At 67.8% G+C, this 16,782-nt stretch carries 14 protein-coding genes and 1 pseudogene; 9 read left to right on the top strand and 6 right to left on the bottom strand.

Annotated elements, in window-relative coordinates; genetic code table 11:
• Window positions 1-40 precede the first annotated feature (40 nt).
• Window positions 41-1,924 carry a potassium transporter Kup gene (locus ACNI65_RS21565; RefSeq protein WP_416759275.1) on the bottom strand — a complete coding sequence of 628 codons (1,884 nt, stop codon included), beginning with the start codon at window positions 1,922-1,924 and terminating at the stop codon, window positions 41-43.
• Between the two features lie 255 nt (window positions 1,925-2,179).
• Between ACNI65_RS21565 and ACNI65_RS21570 the strand changes: the two genes are divergently transcribed.
• The 3 genes from ACNI65_RS21570 (at window position 2,180) to ACNI65_RS21580 (ending at window position 4,429) form a co-directional block, all read left to right on the top strand.
• Window positions 2,180-2,956, top strand: coding sequence for a hypothetical protein (locus ACNI65_RS21570; protein WP_416759277.1), 777 nt, complete (start codon window positions 2,180-2,182; stop codon window positions 2,954-2,956).
• A complete protein-coding gene (locus ACNI65_RS21575; RefSeq protein ID WP_416759278.1) occupies window positions 2,859-3,824 on the top strand; it encodes a LysR family transcriptional regulator in 966 nt (321 codons plus the stop codon). The genes ACNI65_RS21570 and ACNI65_RS21575 overlap by 98 nt, the downstream gene beginning before the upstream one ends.
• Window positions 3,825-4,039: 215 nt before the next feature.
• Window positions 4,040-4,429 carry a hypothetical protein gene (locus ACNI65_RS21580; protein WP_416759279.1) on the top strand — a complete coding sequence of 130 codons (390 nt, stop codon included), beginning with the start codon at window positions 4,040-4,042 and terminating at the stop codon, window positions 4,427-4,429.
• Here ACNI65_RS21580 and gshA read toward each other — a convergent pair.
• Window positions 4,420-5,715, bottom strand: coding sequence for a glutamate--cysteine ligase (gene gshA, locus ACNI65_RS21585; protein WP_416759280.1), 1,296 nt, complete (start codon window positions 5,713-5,715; stop codon window positions 4,420-4,422). The genes ACNI65_RS21580 and gshA overlap by 10 nt on opposite strands.
• A 90-nt stretch (window positions 5,716-5,805) precedes the next feature.
• Entirely contained in the window at window positions 5,806-9,459 is a 3,654-nt protein-coding gene (locus tag ACNI65_RS21590) for a hydantoinase B/oxoprolinase family protein (RefSeq protein ID WP_416759281.1), read from the bottom strand.
• A 142-nt stretch (window positions 9,460-9,601) separates the two neighbouring features.
• Between ACNI65_RS21590 and ACNI65_RS21595 the strand changes: the two genes are divergently transcribed.
• Window positions 9,602-10,510: a hypothetical protein gene (locus ACNI65_RS21595; RefSeq protein WP_416759284.1), complete on the top strand. Its 909-nt coding sequence runs from the start codon at window positions 9,602-9,604 to the stop codon at window positions 10,508-10,510.
• Between the two features lie 75 nt (window positions 10,511-10,585).
• Here ACNI65_RS21595 and amt read toward each other — a convergent pair whose 3' ends face one another.
• From amt to ACNI65_RS21610, 3 genes are all read right to left on the bottom strand, one after another.
• Window positions 10,586-12,127: an ammonium transporter gene (amt, locus tag ACNI65_RS21600; protein ID WP_416759285.1), complete on the bottom strand. Its 1,542-nt coding sequence runs from the start codon at window positions 12,125-12,127 to the stop codon at window positions 10,586-10,588.
• Window positions 12,128-12,164: 37 nt separating this feature from the next.
• Window positions 12,165-12,503 carry a P-II family nitrogen regulator gene (gene glnK / locus ACNI65_RS21605; protein ID WP_416759287.1) on the bottom strand — a complete coding sequence of 113 codons (339 nt, stop codon included), beginning with the start codon at window positions 12,501-12,503 and terminating at the stop codon, window positions 12,165-12,167.
• A 69-nt stretch (window positions 12,504-12,572) separates the two neighbouring features.
• Window positions 12,573-13,298, bottom strand: coding sequence for a TorF family putative porin (locus ACNI65_RS21610; protein WP_416759289.1), 726 nt, complete (start codon window positions 13,296-13,298; stop codon window positions 12,573-12,575).
• Window positions 13,299-13,585: 287 nt separating this feature from the next.
• Between ACNI65_RS21610 and ACNI65_RS21615 the strand changes: the two genes are divergently transcribed.
• The 5 genes and pseudogenes from ACNI65_RS21615 (at window position 13,586) to ACNI65_RS21635 (ending at window position 16,574) form a co-directional block, all read left to right on the top strand.
• Window positions 13,586-14,128 (top strand): ImmA/IrrE family metallo-endopeptidase, encoded by a 543-nt coding sequence (locus ACNI65_RS21615; RefSeq protein WP_416759291.1) that lies wholly within the window; start codon window positions 13,586-13,588, stop codon window positions 14,126-14,128.
• A 100-nt stretch (window positions 14,129-14,228) separates the two neighbouring features.
• A pseudogene (locus ACNI65_RS21620) lies at window positions 14,229-14,405 on the top strand (magnesium chelatase domain-containing protein); the annotation flags it as partial.
• A 418-nt stretch (window positions 14,406-14,823) separates the two neighbouring features.
• Window positions 14,824-15,630 (top strand): metallophosphoesterase family protein, encoded by an 807-nt coding sequence (locus ACNI65_RS21625; RefSeq protein WP_416759292.1) that lies wholly within the window; start codon window positions 14,824-14,826, stop codon window positions 15,628-15,630.
• Window positions 15,627-15,968 carry a hypothetical protein gene (locus tag ACNI65_RS21630; RefSeq protein WP_416759293.1) on the top strand — a complete coding sequence of 114 codons (342 nt, stop codon included), beginning with the start codon at window positions 15,627-15,629 and terminating at the stop codon, window positions 15,966-15,968. Before ACNI65_RS21625 ends, ACNI65_RS21630 begins: the two co-directional genes overlap by 4 nt.
• A 243-nt stretch (window positions 15,969-16,211) precedes the next feature.
• Window positions 16,212-16,574 (top strand): hypothetical protein, encoded by a 363-nt coding sequence (locus tag ACNI65_RS21635; protein ID WP_416759294.1) that lies wholly within the window; start codon window positions 16,212-16,214, stop codon window positions 16,572-16,574.
• The last annotated feature ends 208 nt before the right edge of the window (window positions 16,575-16,782 follow it).

Here is a 16,782-nt window from a genome sequence, read left to right on the forward strand (position 1 = left end):
AAGTGGCCGCAAGACCGTGCGCGGCGCAGACCGCGCGCCCTCAGATCTCGACCTTGGAGCCCAGCTCCACGATGCGGTTGGTGGGCAGGTGCAGGAAGTCCGCCGCCGCTGCCGCGTTGCGGTGCATGCTGGCGAAGAGCTTCTCCCGCCACAGCGCCATGCCCGAGCCGATCGTCGGGATCACGATGTCGCGCGACAGGAAGTAGCTCGTCTCCATCTCGTCCAGGTGCACGCCGCGCTGCTCCAGCAGCTTGAGCGCGTCCGGCACGTCGGGTTCATTCTTGAAGCCGAAGTGCAGCGTCACCTGCCAGCAGTCGTTGTCCAGGCTCTCCACCTCGACGCGTCTCTCGAAGCCGATCCACGGCACCTCGTGATGCTTGACGCTGACGAACAGGTTCTGCTCGTGCAGCACCTTGTTGTGCTTGAGGTTGTGCAGCAGCGCGTTGGGCGTCACGCCCTGCTCGGCCGACAGGAACACCGCGCTGCCCTGCACCCGCGTGGGCGGGTTGATGAACACCGCTTCCAGGAAACTCTTCAGGTCGATCGCGTCCTCGCGCAGCTTGTCCGAGAGCAGCCGACGCCCCTGCTTCCAGGTCAGCATCAGCGTGAACATGCCGAAGCCGATCAGCAGCGGGAACCAGCCGCCGTGCAGGACCTTCAGCAGGTTGGACGCCAGGAAGGTCGCGTCGATCACGAAGAACACGCCGGTCGCCGCGATGCACAGCCACAGCGGATAACGCCAGCCGAAGCGGATCACGAAGAAGGTCATCACCGTGGTGATGGTCATGTCGATCGTGACGGCCACGCCGTAGGCGCCGGCCAGTTTGCTGGAGGACTCGAAGAACGCCACCGCCACGACGACGAAGGCGAACAGGCCCCAGTTCACGAACGGCACGTAGATCTGGCCGGTGTCGCGCACCGACGTGTGCACGATGCGCATGCGCGGCAGCAGGCCCAGCTGCACGGCCTGCTTGGTCACCGAGAAGGCCGCCGTGATCAGCGCCTGCGACGCCACGATCGCCGCCAGCGTGGCCAGCACGAACAGCGGGATCTCCGCCCAGCTCGGCGCGAGCAGGAAGAACGGGTTCTTGATCGCCTCGGGGCGGTCCAGCAGCAGCGCGCCCTGGCCGAAGTAGTTCAGCGTCAGCGCGGGCATCACGAAGCTGTACCAGGCGATGCGGATCGGCTGCTTGCCGAAGTGGCCCAGGTCGGCGTACAGCGCCTCGCCGCCGGTCACCACCAGCACCACCGCGCCCAGCGCCACGAAGGCGATCCAGCCGTAATGCGTGCAGAACTCGATCGCCCAGATCGGGTTGAGCGCCTGCAGCACATGCGGATTGCCGACGATCTTGGGAATGCCCAGCAGCGCCAGCGAGGTGAACCACACCAGCATCACCGGCCCGAAAGCCTTGCCCACGCCGGCCGTGCCGAAACGCTGCACCGCGAAAAGCCCCGCCAGCACGACCAGCGAGATCGGCACCACCGCGTCGTGATACTGCGGCGCGTAGACCTCGATGCCCTCGACCGCCGAGAGCACCGTCATGGCCGGCGTGATGACCGCGTCGCCGAAGAAGATCGCCGTCCCGAACAGCCCCACCAGCATCAGCCCGCGGCGCAGCGTCGGCTTCTCGCGGACCGCCGTCGTGGCCAGCGCCAGCATGGCGATCAGGCCGCCTTCGCCGTTGTTGTCCGCGCGCAGGATCAGCAGCACGTACTTGAAGGAGACCACGACGGTCATCGTCCAGAACAGCAAGGACAGCACCCCGAGGATGTTGTCGTGCGTCATGGGGACGTGCGCGCCGTGGAAGACTTCCTTCAGCGCGTAGAGGGGACTGGTGCCGATGTCGCCGTAGACGACACCGAGGGCGCCGATGGTCAGACCGGCCAGGACGGCCGGCGAGCGGGGCGCATTGTGTGAACTCACGAAGGGCGCGGCGGCCACCCGGGCCGCCGGAAGTCGAAAGTGCGTATTGTCTGCCTTCCATTGTGCGGTGCGTCAATGGCCGCCTCCCGCCGTTGCGGGGGCGGGGTTGACGGCAGGCGGCGGTTGCGCTTGAGCCCGGAAAATTCCCATGAAACCGGCGCCCGGCTCGACACGACACCCCCGTCCCGGCTCCCGGACGTGGCCACTGACCGCCCCGAACCGCGGGGAGGTCCCGCGGAACCCTGTTCCTGTCGCATGTCCCGTCCGTCCCTGTTGCCGTCCCTGTCCCGCTGGCTCCCCTTCAACGCCGCTCCCCCGTCTTCCACGTCTCCCGCTGAACGCGCCCACCACCGGGCGCGCGAGGCGCTGGAGGCCTTCCAGCTCACCGGGGGCCGCCTGGTCCCGTTGCTGGACACCGCCCGTCACCGGCAGGCCCCGCAGGCGCTGGCCCTTCAGCTCGGCACGCCGCCGGTGGATCAACCGCCGGTGGGTCTGGTGCTGCGAGCATCGGAGGGCCACGGGCTGCATCTGCAGGCGCGGCCCAGCGCATTGCCGCTGCACCGCCCGCCGGAGGTCACCGTGGGCCTGATCGACGGCACGCTGGCGCCCGGCGACCTGCATGACCTGCTGCGCCTGATCCGCCAGATCAAGCGCCATGATCAGGCGGTCAAGGTCTACGCGCCCTTCGGATCCTGGCTGCAGGAGACGCTCCTGGTCGCGGGGCGGCTGCTCGATCAGGCGCAAGCCGGGTTGCTGCACGAGGACGTCGAGCGGGCGGTCATCCAGGCCTGCGTGGACCTCGCGCCGCACGCGTCGTTCAGCGACATGGACCTCGGCGCGCTGTGCGCGTTCCACTTCTACTGCCGCGCCGCCTTCCCGGCCAACGAGACGGCTGACGCACAACGACGCAGACGCGCACGGGATACTCCGGCCCATGACCCCGCCCGCAGCACCGTCCCAGGAGTCCGCCGAACACTTCGTGCTGCGCCGCATGTCGCTGCGGCATGCCCGGGTGCTGCTGGCATTGCATGACACCGGCACGCTGAGCGCGGCGGCCGAGCGGCTACACGTGACGCAACCGGCCGTCAGCAAGACGCTGGCGGAGCTGGAGCAAGGCCTCGGGCAGACGCTGTTCCTGCGCCAGGGCCGGCATCTGCTGCCCACGGCGCTGGGCCGGCGGATGCTCGCGCTGGCGCGCAAGCTCGATGCGGACGTGCAACGCGCCGCCGGTGATGTGGCGACGCTGGTGCGCGGCGCTTCAGGCGAGGTCCGCGTCGGCGCGACCAATGCGGCGCTCGCCCGGCTGCTGCCGCGGGCGATCACCGCGATGAAACGCGAGAACCCGGGCGTCACGCTCAGCGTGCGCACGCATGCGCTGCGATCGCTCTTCGCCGAGTTGCACGCAGGCACGCTGGACCTGGTCGTCGCGCGCGCGATGCCGCAGGACGAGCCGCTGGGCCTGGCGCGCGTCGCGTTGGTGCCGCAGCCCGAAGTGCTCACGATGAGCGCCCATCACCCGCTGGCCGGCACGCCGAACCTGGGCTGGGAAGCGCTGAGCCGCCAACGCTGGATCTGGCACCTGCCCGGCACCCGCACGCGGCTGCGCATGGACCGCTTCTGGCAGGACATGGGCCTGGCGCCGCCGGCCGACCTGATCGAGAGCGGCGATGCGATGCTCGCGCTCAGCCTGATGCGGGACATGCCGCTGGTGGCCGTGATGGCGCACGACATGGCCATGGTCGCCGCGCGACGCGGCGTCGTCGTCATCCTGCCGCACCCGGTCGACCTGGGCTTCGGCCCGATGGGCATCTGGCATCTGCCCGACGCGCAGGTCGAGGCCGTGGAACGGTTCAAGCATTGGCTGGTCGAGGCCGCGAATTCTCCTGACGGCGACGAGTGATCACGGCGCGGGCCTTCGCGGCCTCATCGCGCACATCCAGTTGTCAACGGAACCGGACCCGGCGAACAGCAACTGATCGACCCTTCCGCGGGACGGTCCCGCGGTGTCTGGAGGTCCTCATGCCAGCAACCATGTCTCTCGCCCCTTCCCCGATCGTTTCTTGCACCGGGGGTGCCAGCACCCCGACGCCTCCACCGCGAAAGCAAAAGCACTTCTTGGACGCGCTGACTCAACGCCCGACCTCGAAACCACCGGTGCCGCCCAAGTCCGAGGAGCTGCTCCAGCGCATCGCGACCGAGTCGCTGCGCAAACGCATCACGGCCGAAGATCGCGCGGCGGCGAGCCGCTTGACACCGAAGACCCGTCCCGCGCCGATGCCGCCGACACCACCCACGGCGCCACCGCAGACCACCTCGCTGAGCGAGGCCCGCGTCCCCCTGCTCCCCGAGCGGCAGCCCCCGGCACCCAGCCGCGCGCGACGATTCAGGCAACTTCTCGCGGTGCGGGTGGCCGCACCGCTGCAGCACGCCTGGCATGCCACGCGTGGGGCCTGCCGCCACGCGATGACGCGCCTGTCCGACGCGCTGCGTAGGCGTCAGGCGTAATCCTCGGCGTCCGGATCGGTCGTCTCGAGCTCGTAGCTCGCCGCGAGCATCGCCAGGCGGCCGATCACGCCGTACATGTAGAAGCGGTTGGGCGCGCTCGCGCCCGGCTTCTCGCCCGGCGCGGGCAGGTGCGACGAATGCGCGAACGCCAGCGGGACGAAGCTCGAGCCCGGCGCGTTGAGGTTCTCGTCCTCGGCGCGGTCCGCGTGCACGCGGTAGAAGCCGCCCACCACGTAGCGGTCCATCATGTAGACCACCGGCTCGGCGACGGCGTCATGCATGCGCTCGTGCGTCACGACGCCTTCCTGCACCAGCACCTGCGACAACGCGGGCACGCCCTCCAGCTTGGCCAGCTTGTCACGGGCCTTGATCGCCAGCACGTCCAGGTCCTTGGCGTCGCGGATGGTCATCACGCCCAGGCCATGCGTGCCGGCGTCCGGCTTCACGACGACGAAGGGTTTCTCCTGGATGCCGTATTCCTTGTACTTGCGCCGCGTGCGCGTCAGCGTCGCGTCCACCTGCGCCTGCAGCGCGTCCAGGCCGGCGCCGGTGCTGAAGTCCAGACCGTCCACGCCCACCGAGTGCGGATAGATCAGCCACGGATCCATGCCCAGCAGCTTGGCGAATTTCTTGGAGACTTCCTCGTAGGCCTTGAAGTGCTGGCTCTTGCGGCGCTGCGCCCAGCCCGCGTGCAGCGGCGGCAGCAGGTACTGCTCATGCAGATGCGTCAGCACGTCGGGCACGCCCGCGGACAGGTCGTCGTTGAGCAGGATGGTGCAGGGATCGAAGTCCTTGAGCATCAACCGTGAGCGCTGGCGCACCAGCGGCTCCAGCGTCAGCGAGGACCCGTCGGGCAGCGCCAGCGTGGTGGGCTCCTTGACGGACTCGTCCAGCGAGCCGAGCCGCACGTTCAGGCCCGCCATCGAGAAGATGCGCACCAGCGTGGCCAGGTTGGACAGGTAGAAGCTGCCGCGATTCTTCGCCTCGGGCACGAGCAACAGGTTCTTGGCCTCGGGGCAGATCTTCTCGATCGCCGCCATGGCCGCCTGCACCGCCAGCGGCAGCATGTCCTGGGTCAGGTTGTTGAAACCGCCCGGGAACAGGTTGGTGTCCACCGGCGCCAGCTTGAAACCGGCATTGCGCAGATCGACCGAGCTGTAGAACGGCGGCGTGTGCTCCATCCACTCGAGCCGGAACCAGCGTTCGATCGCCGGCATCGACTCGAGCACGCGCTGCTCCAGTTCATTGATGGGCCCGGTCAGGGCGGTGATGAGGTGAGGGACCATGATGAGCGGCGCCTGGACAGCCTTTGGGGCGGGTCTTCTGATTCTAGGCACGCCCACATTGGGGTTATCCGCCCCAACTCAAGGGGGGCCTCACGGGGTGCCGTACCCTCCCCCCCCAGGGGTGCGGATGACGAAGACATCGCCGGGCGCCATCTCGACCTGGCCGATGTGGCCCAGCGGCTCGACGCGGCCGTCCGCCCGCTCGACCACGTTCTCGCCCACCGCCCCCGGTGCGCCGCCGGCCAGGCCGAAGGCACCCGAGGTCCGCCCGTTGCTCAGGATGGACGCCGTCATCGGCGTCAGGAAACGGATGCGGCGCTCCCCGCCCTCGCCGCCCGGCCAGCGCCCCGCGCCCGCCGAGCCCTGCCGGATCGTGTAGCTGTCCAGCCGGACCGGGAAGCGGAACTCCAGCACCTCGGGATCGGTCAGCCTGGAATTGGTCATGTGCGTCTGCACCACCGAGGTCCCGGGGAACCCGTCGCCCGCGCCCGAGCCGCCGGAGATCGTCTCGTAGTACTGGTGCGTCGCGTCGCCGAAAGTGAAGTTGTTCATCGTGCACTGGCCGGCGGCCATCACGCCCAGCGCGCCGTACAGCGCGTTGGTCACGCACTGCGAGGTCTCCACGTTGCCCGCGACGACGGCCGCCGGATACCGCGGGTTGAGCATGCAGCCCTCAGGCACGATCACGTCGATCGGCTTGAGGCAGCCCGCGTTGAGCGGGATCGCGTCATCCACCAGCGTGCGGAACACGTAGAGCACCGCCGCCATCGTGATGGACTTGGGCGCGTTGAAGTTGTTGGGCTGCTGCGCGCTGGTGCCGGTGAAGTCCACCGTCGCGCGGCGCGCCGCCGCGTCCACCGTCACCGCCACCTGGATGCGGGCGCCGTTGTCCAGCGGCAGCGTGAAGCGGCCGTCCTTGAGCACCGAGATCACGCGCCGCACCGAGGCCTCGGCGTTGTCCTGCACGTGCTGCATGTAGGCCTCGACGGTCGCGCGGCCGAACTGCGCCACCATGGCCTGCAGCTCTTGCACGCCCTTCTCGTTGGCGGCCACCTGCGCGCGCAGGTCCGCGAGATTCTGCGCCGGGTTGCGGCTGGGATGCGGCCCGGAACGCAGCAGCGCGTGCAGCTCGGCCTCGCGCAGCCGGCCTTGCTCGACCAGCTTGAAGTTGTCGATCAGCACGCCTTCCTCGGTGATGTCGCGCGAGAACGGCGGCATCGATCCCGGCGTGATGCCGCCGATGTCGGCATGGTGGCCGCGGCTGGCGACGAAGAAGCCGGGGCGGGCTTCGCCGTCGAGGAACACCGGCGTGACGACGGTGATGTCGGGCAGGTGCGTGCCGCCGTGGTACGGGTCGTTGAGCACGTAGACATCGCCGGGGCGCATCGCCGGGTTGCGCGCGATGACCGAGCGGATGGACTCGCTCATCGAGCCCAGATGCACCGGCATGTGCGGCGCGTTGGCGATCAGCTGGCCCTGCCCGTCGAAGAGCGCGCAGCTGAAGTCCAGCCGCTCCTTGATGTTGACCGAGTGCGCCGTGTTCTGGAGCCGCAGGCCCATCTGCTCGGCGATGTTCATGAAGAGATTGTTGAAGACCTCCAGCACCACGGGATCGGCCTCGGTGCCCAGCGCGCGGCTGCGCGCGCGCTCCCGCACCCGCGTCAGCAGCAGGTCGCCGGAGGACTGCAGCTCCGCGCGCCAGCCCGCGTCCACGACCGTGGTGGCGTTGCGCTCGGCGACGATCGCCGGGCCGTCGATGCGCGCGCCGGGCCGCAGCGATTCGCGGTGGTGCAGCTCCGCGTCGCGCCAGCCGGCGGGCTGGTCGTCGGCCAGGCAGTACATGCGCACGCGCTCCAGCGGCTCGGGACGATGCGTGCTGGCGATGGCTGCCTCGGCCGCCCCGTCCACCGCGGCGAGCGACGCGCCCGCCGCCAGCGCCTCCACCGACACCGCCTCGATCACCAGCGCGCGGTCCGGCATCAGGAAGGCGAAACGCCGCCGGTACGCCTGCTCGAAGGCCTCGCGGATCGCCGCGATCGCAGCCGTCGCCGGCCCGTCCAGCGGCAGCGGACAGGTCAGCGCGGTGTCGGTCCCTTGATAACGCACCTGCGCCCGAGCGATCGTGCGCAGGTCCGCCTCGGCCACGCCCTGCGACACCAGCTCGCCGCCCGCCTGCGCCGCCAGCGACGCGGCGATCTCGCGGGCCGCGCCCAGGCCGTCGCCGTCCAATGACCGCTCGATCGAGGCCTCGCGCATCGCGGTCTGATCGGCCAGGCCCATGCCATAGGCGCTCAGCACGCCGGCGAACGGATGCGCCAGGATGCGCGTCATGCCCAGCGCGTCGGCCACGAGACACGCGGCCTGACCGCCCGCGCCGCCGAAACACTGCAGCGTGTAGCCCGTGACGTCGTAGCCCCGAGCGACCGAGATCCGCTTGATCGCATTGGCCATCGCGCCCACGGCGATCTGCAGCGCGCCGGCCGCGGCGTCCTCGGCGCTCATCGGCTTGCCGGCCGCGGACATGCGCCCGGCCAGTTCCTCGAAGCGCGCGCGCACGACCTCGCCATCGAGCGCCTCATCCGCGCCCGGGCCGAAGACCTTGGGGAAATGCGCCGGCTGGATTCGGCCCAGCATCACGTTGGCGTCGGTCGTGGCCAGCGGACCGCCGCGGCGATAACTCGCCGGTCCGGGGTTCGCGCCGGCCGACGCCGGCCCGACACGCAGTCGCGCGCCATCGAAGGCGATCACCGAGCCCCCGCCCGCCGCCACCGTGTGGATGCTCATCATCGGCGCGCGCATGCGAACGCCGGCGACCTCGGTGTCGAAGGCGCGCTCGAACTCGCCCGCGAAGTGGCTGACATCGGTGGACGTGCCGCCCATGTCGAAGCCGATGACCTTGTCGTGTCCGGCCGCCTCGGCGGTGCGCACCATGCCGACGATGCCGCCGGCCGGGCCGCTGAGGATCGCGTCCTTGCCCTGGAAGCGCCGCGCCTCGGTCAGGCCGCCGGAGCTCTGCATGAAGAACAGCCGCACGCCGGGCATCTCCGCGGCGACCTGGTCGACGTAGCGTCGCAGGATGGGGCTCAGGTAGGCGTCGACCACCGTCGTGTCGCCGCGGGGGATCAGCTTCATCAACGGGCTGACCTCGTGCGAGACCGAGATCTGCGTGAACCCGATCGCCTGCGCCAGGCGCTTGGCGGCGAGCTCGTGCGCGGGAGCGCGCCACCCGTGCAGGAACACGATCGCGCAGGCGCGCAGGCCGGCGTCGAAGGCGGTCTGCAGGTCCGCGCGCAGCGCGGCCTCGTCCAGCGGCGCGATCTCCACGCCCTGCGCGTCGACGCGTTCGTCGGCCTCGATGACGCGCTCATAGAGCAGCTCGGGCAGCTGGATGTGGCGCTCGAAGAGCTTGGGCCGGGCTTGCGTGGCGATGCGCAACGCGTCGCGGAATCCGCGCGTGGTGACCAGCAGCGTGCGGTCGCCGCGGCGCTCCAGCAGCGCGTTGGTCGCCACGGTGGTGCCCATCTTCACGCAGTCCACGCGCTCGGCGGTGATGGGCTCATCCGGCTTCATGCCGAGCAGCCGGCGGATGCCTTCGACCGCGGCGTCGCGGTAGTGCTCGGGGTTCTCGGAGAGCAGCTTGAGCGTGCGCAGCGCGCCATCGGGCGCACGCCCCACCAGGTCGGTGAAGGTGCCGCCGCGGTCGATCCAGAACTGCCAGCGATCGGGGGTGGGAGTGGCTTGCATCGTGCGCCGATTATGGAAGCGCAACGCATGGGAGGCCGAGATGGCTCGCCTGTGCTTTCGAGGCATCTGAACTGTCGCGGATGCGCAGAACGATTGCGAGGACGATCCCAACTGAATTCTTCTTCACTGCCAGGAGCCCGGCATGACAACTTCCATCCGATCCCTAGCCCGGCGCGAGGTCTTGAGACGAGCGCTGGAGATGACGGTCGCGGCGGGATTGTCCGGCGCAGCCATCGAGGCATTCGCCCAGCCCAGCCCAGCCCGGCGCGACGTCCACACCATTCGCGGCGAGGTCGGCGCCGACGGAAGCACCCCACGATTTCGTGACAAGTGGAATGGCAACTTCCTGGTGTCGATCGAGTCCATGGGCAGCTTCACCTCCAGCGTCGCCGACATGTCGTCGCTCGACAGCGCACCAGCAACGGCCATCACCCTCAGTCTCCGCCCCCTCATCACCCAGGCCATGACCGAATGGAACCGATCCCGTGTGCCTGTCCGACAAGTCCGGGGCGACGAGGTGCCGAGTGTTCGCATCCGCCAAGGCGCGCTGGCGCAATCCACGACGCTGGGTTGGACCAATGTGCTTCCACACACGCGGGAGATCACGATCTCCCCGTCCAACATCGTCGAGAGCGCCGTGCTGAACTACAGCGAGCTGGTGCAGCGCGGCGTCCTCGACGCCAACGTCACCTCGCTCGGGGAGTACGCCAACATGCTCGCCGCATTGACCGTGCGGCATGAGCTCGGCCACGCGCTCGGGCTGGGTCACACCACGGCAGGCGGCGCCGATCAGCCGGCCGGCAACTTCAGCGTGATCATCCCGGCGACTGACTTCGACCTGGACGAGCCATCGGTCATGGTCGCGGAGCATCGCGTGTACTTCGAGTCGCTCCACGGCGTCCATCTGCGGGCCCTGACGCCCGCCGATATTCGCGTCTCCGAGCGCGACATCGATGGCGTCAACCTCATGTGGGACGGCAGGGCAACGCCCCCGGCCAGTCTTGAGCTGCTCGGATGCGGCATCTCCCCCACGGGCTGCATCTCGCCCTGACATCGAAGCACCAGAAAAAAGGCCGCCCCGAAGGGCGGCCTGAGCATTGCAGGAGACTGAAGTCTTATCGGCAGATCACTTGTGATACGCGGTCTCGCCGTGCGACGTGATGTCCAGGCCCTCGCGCTCTTCCTCTTCGGAGACGCGCAGACCGACCACCAGGTCGACGATCTTGAAGGCGATCACCGAGACCACGCCCGACCACACGATGGTCAGCAGCACGGCCTTGAGCTGCGTCCAGACCTGCGCGGCGATCGAGTAGGCATCCGGAGCAATCGCGGTGGCGGTCACCCAGTCACCGACGGCCGAGGGGCCGCCCAGGCTCGGGGAGTTGAAGACACCGGTCAGCAGCGCGCCGACGATGCCGCCCACGCCGTGCACGCCGAAGACATCCAGCGAGTCGTCCGCGCCCAGCAGCTTCTTCAGGCCCGACACACCCCACAGGCAGGCGAAGCCGGCGACCAGGCCGATCACCAGGCCACCCCCGACGCCGACGTTGCCGGCGGCCGGGGTGATCGCGACCAGACCGGCCACGGCGCCCGAGGCGGCACCCAGCATCGAGGCCTTGCCCTTGAGCAGCGCTTCACCGATGCACCAGGCCAGCACGGCGGCGGCGGTCGCGAACAGCGTGTTGATGAAGGCCAGCGCGGCGAAGCCGTTGGCTTCCAGCGCGGAACCGGCGTTGAAGCCGAACCAGCCCACCCACAGCAGCGAGGCACCGACCATCGTCAGCGTCAGGCTGTGCGGCGTGAACGCTTCCTTGCCGTAGCCGATGCGCTTGCCGACCATGAAGGCGCCGACGATGCCCGCGACGGCGGCGTTGATGTGCACCACGGTGCCGCCGGCGAAGTCCAGCGCGCCCCATTGCCAGATCAGGCCGGCCTTGCCGTTCATCTCATCGACGACCGCGGCGGAGGTGTACGCATCCGGACCCATCCAGAACCAGACCATGTGGGCCATCGGCGTGTAGCTGAAGGTGAACCACAGGACCATGAACAGCAGCACGGCGCTGAACTTGATGCGCTCGGCGAAGGCGCCCACGATCAGGCAGCAGGTGATGCCGGCGAAGGTGGCCTGGAAGGCCGCGAAGACGATCTCGGGGATCACGACGCCCTTGCTGAACGTCGCGCCGTTGGCGAAGGTGCCCGCGACGTTGTCCCAGATGCCCCTCATGAACAGCCGGTCGAAGCCGCCGATGAACTTGTTGCCCTCGGTGAACGCCAGGCTGTAGCCGTACAGGGCCCACAGCACCACGATCAGCGAGAAGGTCACCATCACCTGCATCAGCACCGACAGCATGTTCTTGCTGCGGACCAGGCCGCCATAGAACAGCGCCAGGCCGGGGACGGTCATGAGGATCACCAGCAGGGTGGAGACCATCATCCAGGTGGTGTCGCCCTTGTTGGGGACCGGGGCCGGAGCGGCGGCAGCGGAGGCGGCTTCAGCGGGGGCCGAGGCGGCGGGCGCGATGGCCGGGGCCGAGGGCGCCGCGGCGGGGGCCGCGGTCTCGCTGGCGGCGGCGACGGGCGCGGAGGCCGCGTCCTGCGCCATGGCCGCGGGGGCCAGGCTGGTGAAGGCTGCCGTGGCCAGGGCCAGGCAGGCGAGCAGTTTCTTCATGGTCGGGACTCTTTTCGTTGGGTCTTGGGGGCGGGAATCAGAGCGCGTCCTGACCGGTCTCGCCGGTACGGATGCGGATCACCTGGTCCAGCGGGGAGACGAAGATCTTGCCGTCGCCGATCTTGCCGGTGCGCGCGGCGTTCTCGATGGCCTCGATGACCTGCTCGACGACGGTGTCGGCGACGGCGGCCTCGATCTTGACCTTGGGCAGGAAGTCGACGACGTACTCGGCGCCGCGATACAGCTCGGTGTGGCCCTTCTGGCGGCCGAAGCCCTTGACCTCGGTGACGGTCAGCCCCTGGACGCCGATGGCGCTCAGGGCCTCGCGCACTTCATCCAGCTTGAAGGGCTTGATGACGGCGGTGATCAGTTTCATGACGATTTCTCCTCGATGCGCGACGCGCCGGGCGGGGGACGGGGCCGGCCGCGTCGTCCGGATTCAGATTCAGAAGACCTTCTTGACCGACAGCACGATGCCGTTCTTGCCGAGGTCCTTGCCCTTGCCGCCGATGTAGTTGTCGGTGTTGGTGGCGACGAAGCCCAGGCCGAAGGTGAAGCCCTCGAAGTCCTTGTTGGCGGTCAGCGAGTAGTCCGTGTAGGAGAAGTCGCCGTTGTTCTTGACCTTCTGATGGCCGATGTGCGGCGTCAGGGTGAAACCGCCGCCGACGTCGAAGGTGGCGCTGAGGTCGAGGTAGCCGCTCTTCTTGGAGTCGGCGAAGCCGAACAGGTTGCTGACGCTGTGCGAGTACTTCAGCGTGGCGGGGCCGAAGGAGACGGCGCCGTAGAGCTCGTTGGTGTTGGCGCTGGTCGCGAGCTTGTTGCTCGGGTAGTTGTAGCGCAGGAAACCGACGTCGACGGTGACGCCGCCGCCGACCTCGGTCTTGTAGCCGGCGTAGGTGTCGATCTCGACGTCGGAGTCACCGCCGCTGTCCTTGATCCACTTGATGGTGGAGGCCCAGGCGCCGATGTAGAAGCCGCTGGCGTGGGCGTAGTCCACACCGCCCTGCAGCGCGGGCTTGAGGCGCGACTGCGAGATGCCGCGATAGCGGTAGTCGGAGGTGACGCTGACGTTGAAGGACAGCGGGTTGGCCTCCTGGGCCAGGGCCGGGAAGGCGGTGGCGACGGTGGCGACGACGGCTGCGGCGCGGATGGCGGCGGCGATGGGCTTCATGCGCGGGGGCTCCTGATTTGTGGGGGCGACTCTGGGCAACTGCTTCCGGACGGGGCTTTGCAGCTTTTGTGCCAAGCCGCCGCCTTCCCCCGAAAGAGCCCCATTCCGGCTCATCGCGAGACGAACGGTTGCCGAAGTCGCCCCGTGGAGCGTCAACCCGCACCAAAAGCATGCGCGGACGGGGGATTGGTTAACCCTTGAAACGCCCCAACAGGGTGCTAGCCGTGAAATCCGCCGCTGGCGACACTCCCGGCCTCATGACCCGAGTGGGTGCACGGGGGAAGCGAATGCAGGACGCGAAGGTGGAGGTGAAGACAGAGGTTCAGGTGGCCTGGCCGGTGGACCTGTCGCACATGCGGCCGGAGGACGCGGCGGAATGGGTGGTGGCGAGGTATGGGGATGGCGCGATGCCGATCCTGCCGGAGCGGATCGCCAAGCAGATGGGCATCAAGGTGCTGGCGCTCGCTGAGGAGGATCGGAGTTCCGCCTATGCCGGCCCGGATGGGCAGCTGCGGATCGTCGTGGACCTGAAGGACTCCGCTTACCGTCAGCGATTCGCCATCGCCCATGCGTTGGGTCACATCGTGCTGCGACACGACAACCCGCCGCTGGAAGTCTGGAATTCATTCGCCAACGATGCGCCGGATCCTCGGGATCGGGCGGCAAATCTCTTCGCTGCCAGCTTGCTGGTTCCGACGGAGAAGTTGCGGTGGTGCGTGACGAGCGGTTGGATGAGAAACGTCGACCAGATCGTCAAGACGCTCTGGGTGCCTCGCGGTTTGCTGGACTTTCGATATGCACAGTTGCTTGACCGTCGGCGATCCCGATGAATACACGCATCCACGACAGAAAGGGGAATGACCATGACCGAAGCCTTCAGCACGGTGCTCAAGGGCCCGCCCAAGCGTTGAGCGGAGCGGCGTCATGGCGATGTCCCTCGCGATCATCCACAGCCGGGCGCTGGACGGGCTGTCGGCGCCGGCGGTCGAGGTGGAAGTGCACCTGGCCAATGGCCTCCCCAGCTTCACGCTCGTCGGCCTGGCCGACCTCGAGGTCAAGGAATCCCGCTGTCGTCAACAAATCAGTCCGAACAGGGAAGGATGCGAAATCATGGACTTACGCGCGCCCTTGAGGCCTGGACCTAGGAGGCAACTCCGAACGTTTCTGTTCGGAGTTGATTGTCGAGCACCATTTCAACAATTGATCCCGCGCCGAGGCTGCGGCCAGGCGTCTTTCACTGGCCGAGCCTCTTCGCGGCGCATCTACAACGTACCCGGGCCTGATTCTCTCGAGCCCGCAACCATTTCTCGCTTGCTCAGTATCCTTACCAGCTCAAACGCCAGTGCGCGAGAGGCTTGACGCATTCTGTGACTACGTTGTCCGGCACCGGTTTAGCTGTTAGAACATCGTAACCAACCCGTCCCTCAACATTGCCCCGAGCGCGCGCATGCAGTCCGGCAAGGAATGCGCCTCCCGGCCTGCCTTTCGACCAAGCGCGTCAAATGCGAGGCGCAGCGCCTGTCTCATGACCTTTCGACCCATCCTACTTTGCGGCGATCCTCACGGGCAGTTCATCCACATCCTTGAAGCGACAAGCAAGATCGATCCCATCGCCGTCATCCTCCTAGGAGACATGGAGCCTGACGCTCCCCTGGAGACGGTCCTAGCTCCGGTGGCCGAGCGCGTATGGTGGATCCCGGGGAACCATGACTCGGATCGGATCGTCGACATCGAGCGCACTTGGCAGAGCCGGCTGGCGGATAGGAACCTGCATGGCCGGGTTGTGAAGCTCGAGGATGGGCGAAGGATCGCGGGCCTGGGGAACGTATTCCGCGGCAGTGTTTGGCTGCCCAAGGGAGCCGGCGGCACCGCTGGCGCACCGCCAAGCTTCAGCAGCATGCGCCAACATGCGCGTTCAACACCTCGTCAGGATCGCTACGGTGACGGTCCTCACTTCAAGCACTGGGGCACCATCTACCCCGAAGACTTCGAGCGGCTCAAGCGGCAGCGGGCAGACATTCTCGTGACCCATGAGGCGAGCGGATATCACCCGTACGGGTTCCCCGTCCTGGACGACCTGGCGCGCGCGCTAGGGGTGAGTCTGCTTGCGCACGGACACCTTCACGATGCGCGGTGGCGCTTCGAGGACCAGTTGCAGGTGTGGCGATCTCAGGGCTTCAAGTCCGTAGGGGTAGGGTTGCGTGGCATCACGGCCATCATCGGGGACGGCGAGCTCGAGGTCGTGGTGCCTGGCGAGCTCGACGGGCCAAGCGCAGCTCGCATGAGTCGGGCAACCGTGGCCGCACAGTTTGTTGAAGGAGCGAAGCCATGACCCTTGCCGTTCCAGACGACTTCCCTCACCCGCCCTTCGGCGGATCGCTGTCCGGCATGCAACTCAAGTTCAGCCTGACGCGAGGGCCCGATGGCCGATTTCACGAGCCTGGCTCCCTGCCGGAGGAACGGGCTGGGGACTTCCTGCGCTGTTGCGAAGTGGTTGACTGGGCCGTGGGTTTCCTTCGAGAGAAGGCGCTCAAGCCCAAGTACGCAGCTCTGACGACGGAGCAGATGCTGGAAAAATTCAGTGTGAACCTGGCCAACGATTTCGAAATGCCCGAGAGCTACCGCTCGTGGATCTTGGCTCGCCTGACGGATCGCTTGGGTCAACGGTAGCGCATGGCCGCCAACGCGGCGGTGCAAGTAGGTTCGATGCCAAAGAGGTGCGTTATGAAGCGCGTGAAGGTAGCACCGGGAAAATTCGTCGTGGTCCGCCCGGAACTGTTCGAAAAGGCGGCTCGCATACGGATGCCCACGAAAGCAGAATTTGACGCCACCATCGAGCGGGAGCCAAGAAGCGTCCGTGTGCTGCTTGGCCCCAAAGGCGCTCGTAAGCGCTAGTCAGATCTTGAGCGATAGATGCAGTGGCCCGGCAACCGTGGCGAGGTCAACATGAAGCCGACAGACGACGCCCGTTGGATCACAGCGGCCGAGGCCGCCGAGCGATCGGGTTTGCCGCGACTGGTCGTGGAGAGACTTCTTCGCAATTACCCTGGCGACGTCCGGTGGTCCACCGAAGGTGCGCCGACGAGCGTCCTAGCCGACGAGTTCGAAGCATGGATCAAGCCCATTTTGGCTGCGTCAGATCCGGGTGACCTTGAGCAGATCCGCGCAGAGGCGATCCTCGATGACGTGCCGTCGACCGAGAAGTCAAATCCGGAGGCCCGAGAGGCCTCGCGCGCACGCGCACTGGAACTGGCAAGGAAGCTGAGCGAGCGATGAAGCGGGGCGAACGGCTCCATGCCCTTCGATTGCTCTGTCCTGGATGAGCTGGCGCGGGGCCAGCGTTCGGATGTTGGCGCATCGCCACCTGAACGGCCTGTGGCCCGGACACCTTTAAGCACCGCTCACCGCGGTGATCGGATCAGGGCAGCTGCTCAAGGCCGCCGGAGCGCGACTGGAAGCGCAGAACTCGTGCTGCGTGTGAGGG

Origin of the sequence: Roseateles sp. So40a (genome assembly GCF_048081605.1) — a bacterium.
Lineage (GTDB): Bacteria > Pseudomonadota > Gammaproteobacteria > Burkholderiales > Burkholderiaceae_C > Roseateles.